The 6,433-nt window shown below is 66.1% G+C and carries 7 protein-coding genes and 1 pseudogene; 2 read left to right on the plus strand and 6 right to left on the minus strand.

All coding sequences use genetic code 11. From position 1 onward, the window contains the following. Positions 1-168 precede the first annotated feature (168 nt). On the plus strand, positions 169-1,386 hold the full coding sequence (locus tag N878_RS10335; protein ID WP_021443585.1) for an argininosuccinate synthase: 1,218 nt from the start codon (positions 169-171) through the stop codon (positions 1,384-1,386). A gap of 93 nt (positions 1,387-1,479) precedes the next feature. Next, complete coding sequence (gene gloA, locus N878_RS10340) at positions 1,480-1,872, plus strand: lactoylglutathione lyase (protein WP_021443586.1); 393 nt, start codon at positions 1,480-1,482, stop codon at positions 1,870-1,872. Positions 1,873-1,933: 61 nt separating this feature from the next. On the opposite strand, the gene N878_RS10345 is transcribed toward gloA, so the two are convergent. The 6 genes and pseudogenes from N878_RS10345 to N878_RS10370 all read right to left on the minus strand — a co-directional run. Further along, entirely contained in the window at positions 1,934-2,113 is a 180-nt protein-coding gene (locus N878_RS10345) for a PA3496 family putative envelope integrity protein (RefSeq protein ID WP_017677837.1), read from the minus strand. Between the two features lie 106 nt (positions 2,114-2,219). Next, positions 2,220-2,858: an endonuclease III gene (nth, locus tag N878_RS10350; RefSeq protein WP_021443587.1), complete on the minus strand. Its 639-nt coding sequence runs from the start codon at positions 2,856-2,858 to the stop codon at positions 2,220-2,222. Beyond that, on the minus strand, positions 2,855-3,562 hold the full coding sequence (locus tag N878_RS10355; protein ID WP_021443588.1) for an electron transport complex subunit E: 708 nt from the start codon (positions 3,560-3,562) through the stop codon (positions 2,855-2,857). Before N878_RS10355 ends, nth begins: the two co-directional genes overlap by 4 nt. Continuing rightward, positions 3,559-4,194, minus strand: a complete 636-nt coding sequence (gene rsxG, locus N878_RS10360; protein ID WP_031302995.1) for an electron transport complex subunit RsxG — start codon at positions 4,192-4,194, stop codon at positions 3,559-3,561. The genes N878_RS10355 and rsxG overlap by 4 nt, the downstream gene beginning before the upstream one ends. 2 nt (positions 4,195-4,196) lie before the next feature. Next, on the minus strand, positions 4,197-5,228 hold the full coding sequence (locus tag N878_RS10365) for an RnfABCDGE type electron transport complex subunit D (RefSeq protein WP_021443590.1): 1,032 nt from the start codon (positions 5,226-5,228) through the stop codon (positions 4,197-4,199). Positions 5,229-5,301: 73 nt separating this feature from the next. Further along, positions 5,302-6,433: pseudogene (locus tag N878_RS10370) on the minus strand (electron transport complex subunit RsxC); the annotation flags it as partial.

The raw sequence follows: 6,433 nt of genomic DNA on the forward strand, positions 1-6,433 counted from the left end.
ACGGCGCCTGACACTGCGCCGAGCGCCCCGGTCGATCCGGCCGGCAGCACGCCGTCCTGAGGCGAAAAACGGCGTCGCTTCGTCGTCACAAGCTGTCGCGCCCCTGTAAATTGGCCCGCAGGGTCAGTAGAATCACGGGTTTTACCGTACAACCCGTGGAGTGATGGCATGGCGGACGTCAAAAAGGTAGTTCTGGCCTATTCCGGTGGCCTGGACACCTCGGTGATCCTCAAGTGGCTGCAAGATACCTACAACTGTGAAGTGGTGACCTTCACCGCCGACCTCGGCCAGGGCGAGGAGGTCGAGCCGGCCCGTGCCAAGGCCCAGGCGATGGGCGTCAAGGAAATCTACATCGACGACCTGCGCGAAGAGTTCGTCCGCGATTTCGTCTACCCCATGTTCCGCGCCAACACCATCTACGAAGGCGAGTACCTGCTGGGTACCTCCATCGCCCGTCCGCTGATCGCCAAGCGCCTGATCGAGATCGCCAACGAGACCGGCGCCGACGCCATCTCCCACGGCGCCACCGGCAAGGGCAACGACCAGGTGCGCTTCGAGCTGGGCGCCTACGCACTGAAGCCGGGCGTGAAGGTCATCGCCCCCTGGCGCGAGTGGGACCTGCTGTCGCGCGAGAAGCTGATGGACTACGCCGAGAAGCACGCCATCCCGATCGAGCGCCACGGCAAGAAGAAGTCGCCGTACTCCATGGACGCCAACCTGCTGCACATCTCCTACGAGGGCGGCGTGCTGGAAGACACCTGGACCGAGCACGAAGAAGACATGTGGAAATGGACTGTCTCGCCTGAGGCAGCTCCGGACGCACCGACCTATATCGAGCTGACCTACCAGGCCGGTGACATCGTCGCCATCGACGGCAAGGCCATGACGCCGGCTCAGGTGCTGGCCGAGCTGAACCGCATTGGCGGCGCCAACGGCATCGGCCGTCTGGACATCGTGGAAAACCGCTATGTCGGCATGAAGTCGCGCGGCTGCTACGAGACGCCCGGCGGCACCATCATGCTGCGCGCCCACCGCGCCATCGAGTCGATCACCCTCGACCGTGAAGTGGCCCACCTGAAAGACGAGCTGATGCCGAAATACGCCAGCCTGATCTACAACGGTTTCTGGTGGAGCCCGGAGCGTCTGATGCTGCAGCAGATGATCGACGCCTCCCAGGCCAACGTGAACGGCGTGGTGCGCCTGAAACTGTACAAGGGCAACGTCATCGTCACCGGGCGCAAGTCCGACGACTCGCTGTTCGACGCCAATATCGCCACCTTCGAAGAAGATGGCGGCGCCTACAACCAGCAGGACGCGGCCGGCTTCATCAAGCTCAACGCCCTGCGCATGCGCATCGCCGCCGGCAAGGGCCGCAAGCTGATCTGATAGACTGCTTGCACCGTGTCAGAGGAACCCCGGCCACGAGCCGGGGTTTCTGTTTAGAGCCGAGATCACGGCCAATCGCTGAGGAGAAACCTGATGAGACTGCTGCATACCATGCTGCGCGTCGGCGACCTGGACAAATCCATCGCCTTCTACACCGAAGTGCTGGGCATGACCCTGCTGCGCCGCAAGGACTACCCGGACGGCGAGTTCACCCTGGCCTTCGTCGGTTACGGCGACGAGGCGCACAACAGCGTGATCGAACTGACCCACAACTGGGGCGTGGACAGCTACGAGCTGGGCACCGGCTACGGCCATATCGCCCTGGAAGTGGCCGACGTCTACAAGGCCTGCGAGGACATCCGCTCGCGCGGCGGCAAGATCACCCGCGAACCGGGGCCGATGAAGCACGGTTCGAGCATCCTGGCTTTCGTGGAAGATCCGGACGGCTACAAGATCGAGCTGCTGTCGCCGTCGCGCAAGGACTGAGGTTATCGCCGCCACGAAAAAGCCCCGCATTGTGCGGGGCTTTTTTTATCCGACTCGACCTTCAGATGTCGAAGTCGTACTCGGCCAGCTGCTTGTGCAGGCGTCGCTCTTCGAGGAAGTTGTCGATGATGCGGCGCTTGGTCAGGTTGGTCTTGGCGACTTCCACCGCAGGCTCGGCATCGTCCGATTCTTCCGCGACAAAGTCTTCGTCCAGTTCGAGGTCTTCTTTGTCAGTGCTCATATGTTCCACTCCAGGCTCCGGGGCCATTTGCGCACCTTATAGCGGCAAAAATAGAGCGGGTAAAAAAGATTTTTTCAATCGGATGATCGCCCAGATCAATGGTCGATCAATCGTCCGAGGTCTTCGCCTTGTACTCGCACAGATCCTCGATGCGGCAGGCGCCGCAGCGCGGTTTGCGCGCGGTGCAGACGTAGCGGCCATGCAGGATCAGCCAGTGGTGGGCGTCGAGCAGATAGTCCTTGGGCACGAACTTGAGCAGCTTCTTCTCCACCTCCAGCACGTTCTTGCCGGGGGCGATGCCGGTGCGGTTGCTGACCCGGAAGATATGGGTGTCCACCGCCATGGCCAGCTGGCGGAAGGCGGTGTTGAGCACCACGTTGGCGGTCTTGCGGCCGACGCCCGGCAGGGCTTCGAGGTCCTCGCGGTTGTCCGGCACCTGGCTGCCGTGTTTCTCGATCAGGATGCGGCAGGCCGCGATGACGTTCTTCGCCTTGCTGTTGTACAGGCCGATGGTCTTGATGTACTCGCTAAGCCCTTCGACGCCCAGGGCATGGATGGCCTCCGGGGTGTTGGCGACCGGGAACAGCTTGGCGGTGGCCTTGTTGACGCTGACGTCGGTGGCCTGGGCCGACAGGGTGACGGCTACCAGCAGCTCGAAGGGCGTGCTGTAGGCCAGCTCGGTCTTCGGCTCCGGGTTGTCCTCGTGCAGACGGCGGAAGATTTCCAGGCGTTTGGCGGCGTTCACTCGATCACTCCGGTCACTCGCACGCGACGGCTTGGCGCGGGCGCCTCGGGGGCGGCGGCCTTGGCCCGCTCGGCCAATACCTGGTCGATGCGGTTCTTGCCGGCGATCAGCAGGCCGAGGACGATAAAGGCGCCCGGCGGCAGGATGGCCAGGAGAAAACCCTTGTAGTCGCTGACCAGGGTGATCTGCCAGTCGGCCGCAACCGGGCCGAACAGCAGGTGCATGTTGGCCAGCAGGGCACCGGTGCCGAGCAGCTCGCGGGCGGCGCCGATCAGCACCAGCACCGCGCCGAAGCCCAGGCCCATCATCAGGCCGTCGTAGGCGGCGCGCGGCGGCGCGTTCTTCGCCGCGAAGCCGTCGGCGCGGCCGAGGATCACGCAGTTGGTGGTGATCAGCGGGATGAAGATGCCGAGGATCTGGTACAGCTCGTAGGTGAAGGCCTGCATCAATAGCTCGATGCAGGTGGTCAGCGCGGCGATGATCATGACGAAGGCGGGCAGGCGCACGGCGGTGTTGACCACGCCGCGCACCAGCGACACCGCGGTGTTGGAACACACCAGCACCACCGCGCTGGCCAGCGCCAGGCCGAGGGCGTTGACCGTGGAGTTGCTCACCCCCAGCAGCGGGCAGAGGCCGAGCAGTTGCACCAGCGCCGGGTTGTTCTTCCACAGGCCGTTGATCGTGATTTCGCGGTAGCTGGTCATTGCGCGTCCTCCGCCAGGCCCAGCAGCTGGGCGCGGTGTGCGTCGAAATACTGCAGGGCGCCGTGCACGGCCTTGACCACCGCGCGCGGGGTGATGGTGGCGCCGGCGAACTGGTCGAACTCGCCGCGATCCTTCTTCACCGCCCAGCCCTCTGCGCCGGGGTTACTCAGGGATTTGCCGTCGAAGCTGCGAATCCACTGGCTCTTGGCCAGTTCGATCTTGTCGCCCAGTCCCGGGGTTTCCTTGTGGCCGAGCACGCGCACGCCGGCCAGGCGGCCGTCGGCGAAGATGCCGACCAGCAGGTGGATGGCGCCGCTGTAGCCGTCCGGGGCGGTGACCGGCAGGATCAGCGCGCTGGGCGCCCCGTCCTTGAGCGCCAGGTAGGCCGACTGCGGGCTGCGCTGGCCGAGTTCGCGGGCGTTGACCTCGATGCGGTTGTCCAGCAGGTGGTTGTCGTAGCTGCCGGCCGGCAGGATCTCGCCCAGGGCGCGCACCTGCGCCTCGCGCTCGGCGGCGGCGATGCGGCTGGCGGTGGCCTGTTGCAACAGGGCCACGCTGCCGACGGTGGCGATGGCGAACAGGCCCAGCACCAGGGCGTTCTTCAGCATCGAGCGGCTGATTTCCGGCAGCATGCTCATTCTCCCAGCTTGAAGCCGCTATTGGGCTTGCGGTGGCCGTAGCTGCGCGGCCGGGTGTAGTAGTCGATGGTCGGTGCGGCCAGGTTCATCAGCAGCACGGCGAAGGCCACCGCATCCGGGTAGCCGCCCCAGGTGCGGATCACGTAGACCAGCACGCCGACGCCGATGCCGAACACCAGGCGCCCGCGGTTGCTGGTGGCGCCGGACACCGGGTCGGTGACGATGAAGAAGGCGCCGAGCATGGTGGCGCCGCTGAGCAGGTGAAACAGCGGCGAGCCGTTGGAGTCCGAGCCGCTGCCGTTCCAGAACAGCAGGCTCATCACGGCCAGTGCGCCGAGCATGCCGACCGGCGCGTGCCAGCTGAAGATGCGCTTGTGCAGCAGGTACAGGCCGCCAGCGAGAAAGGCCAGGTTGACCGCCTCGCTGCCGGCGCCGCCGAAGTGGCCGAAGGCCGGGTTGGCGGCGCGCAACTCGTCCATGGTCAGGCTCTTGTTGACCTTCAGTGCGTCCAGCGCGGTGGCCTGGGCCCAACCGTCGGGCAGCGCGGCGATACCGAGGATGTGCTGCAGGCCATCGAGCAGGGCGACGCCATGCGGCACGGGCCAGCTGGTCATCTCCACCGGGAAGGAGATCAGCACCACCACGTAGCCGAGCATGGCCGGGTTGAAGGGGTTCTGCCCAAGGCCGCCGTAGAGCTGCTTGCCGAAGACGATGGCGAAGCCCACCGCCACCAGGGTCAGCCACCAGGGCGCGTAGGGCGGCAGCGCCAGGGCCAGCAGCACGGCGGTGACCAGGGCGCTGTAATCCTTGAGGAAGAACGCCAGCGGACGCTGACGCGCGGCCAGGATCGCCGCCTCGAACGCCAGGGCGAACAGGCTGGCCAGGATCAGATTGAACAGGGTGCCTGCGCCGAACAGCCAGGTCAGGGCGAGAATGCCCGGCACCGTGGCCAGCAGCACCTGCAGCATGACCTGCTGGGTGCGATTGCTGCCCTTGGCGTGGGGCGATGTGATGCGGGGCAGGGCCATTGGCGCTCCGGTCGTTGCTGTCGCTGCGCTGTCGGGTGTGGTGTTTGTCCCCGGATTGCGTCCGGGGCGGATGTCAGGGTTGGTATTCGGCCAGTTGGCGTTCGGCCTCGGCCAGGCGCGTGCGGGCCTGTTCCAGCGCCTCGCTGGCGGCGTTGTCGTCGCGCTCCAGCTTGCGCAGGTCGGCGCGGGCGAAGGCCACTTCGGTTTTCAGGGCTTTCAGCGTTTCGTCCACGCCGGGGCGTTCGCGGCGTACCAGCTCCGGCGCCGGCTTGTCCGAAGCCGCCTCGGCGGCGTGCAGGGCTTGCTCGGCGGCGACCAAGGCATCGCGCAGCGGCTGCAGTGCGGCTTCGTCGGCGCCGGCTTTCTCGGCCTTCTTCAGTTCGGCGCGCTTCATCGCCAGCTCGACCTTGGCCTTTTTCAGCGCCTCGTCGCCGGCCGGCTTGGCGGCGAGGGTGGGCGCCTGGCTTTCCAGGCTGGCCAGGGCCCTCTCGGCTGCTTCCAGCTGCTGGCGCACACGGGCGAGTTCGGCCTGCTGGTCGTCGTCCGGGTTTTCGATCTTTTCCAGCTTGCGCAGCTGCGCCTTGAGCATGGCGGCGTCGATCTTGGCCTTCTTCAGTGCCTCGTCGCCGGCGGGTTTGGCGGCGGGGGCGGGCGCCTGGCTTTCCAGGCTGGCCAGGGCCTTCTCGGCGGCTTCCAGCTGCTGGCGCAGGCGGACGAGTTCGGCCTGCTGGTCGTCGTCCGGGTTTTCGATCTTTTCCAGCTTGCGCAGCTGCGCCTTGAGCATGGCGGCGTCGATCTTGGCCTTTTTCAGCGCTTCGTCGCCGGCCGGCTTGGCGGCGGGGGCGGGCGTCTGGCTTTCCAGATCGGCCAGGGCCTTCTCGGCGGCTTCCAGCTGCTGGCGCACACGGGCGAGTTCGGCCTGCTGGTCGTCGTCCGGGGTCTCGATTTTTTCCAGCTTGCGCAGCTGGGCCTTGAGCATGGCGGCGTCGATCTTGGCCTTTTTCAGCGCTTCGTCACCGGCCGGTTTAGGCGCCGGGGCAGGGGCAGCCGCTTGTGCGTCGGCCAGGGCCTTCTGTGCGGCTTCGGCAGCGGTGCGCAGCTCGGCGACCTGGGCCTGCAGCTCCGGCGTGTCGTGGGCGGCCAGCTGTTTTTCCGCCTTCTTCAGCGCAACCTGGGCCATGCTGGCCTCGATCTTGAGTTTCTTC

The sequence above is a fragment of the Pseudomonas sp. EGD-AK9 genome (assembly GCF_000465935.2).
GTDB lineage: Bacteria > Pseudomonadota > Gammaproteobacteria > Pseudomonadales > Pseudomonadaceae > Aquipseudomonas.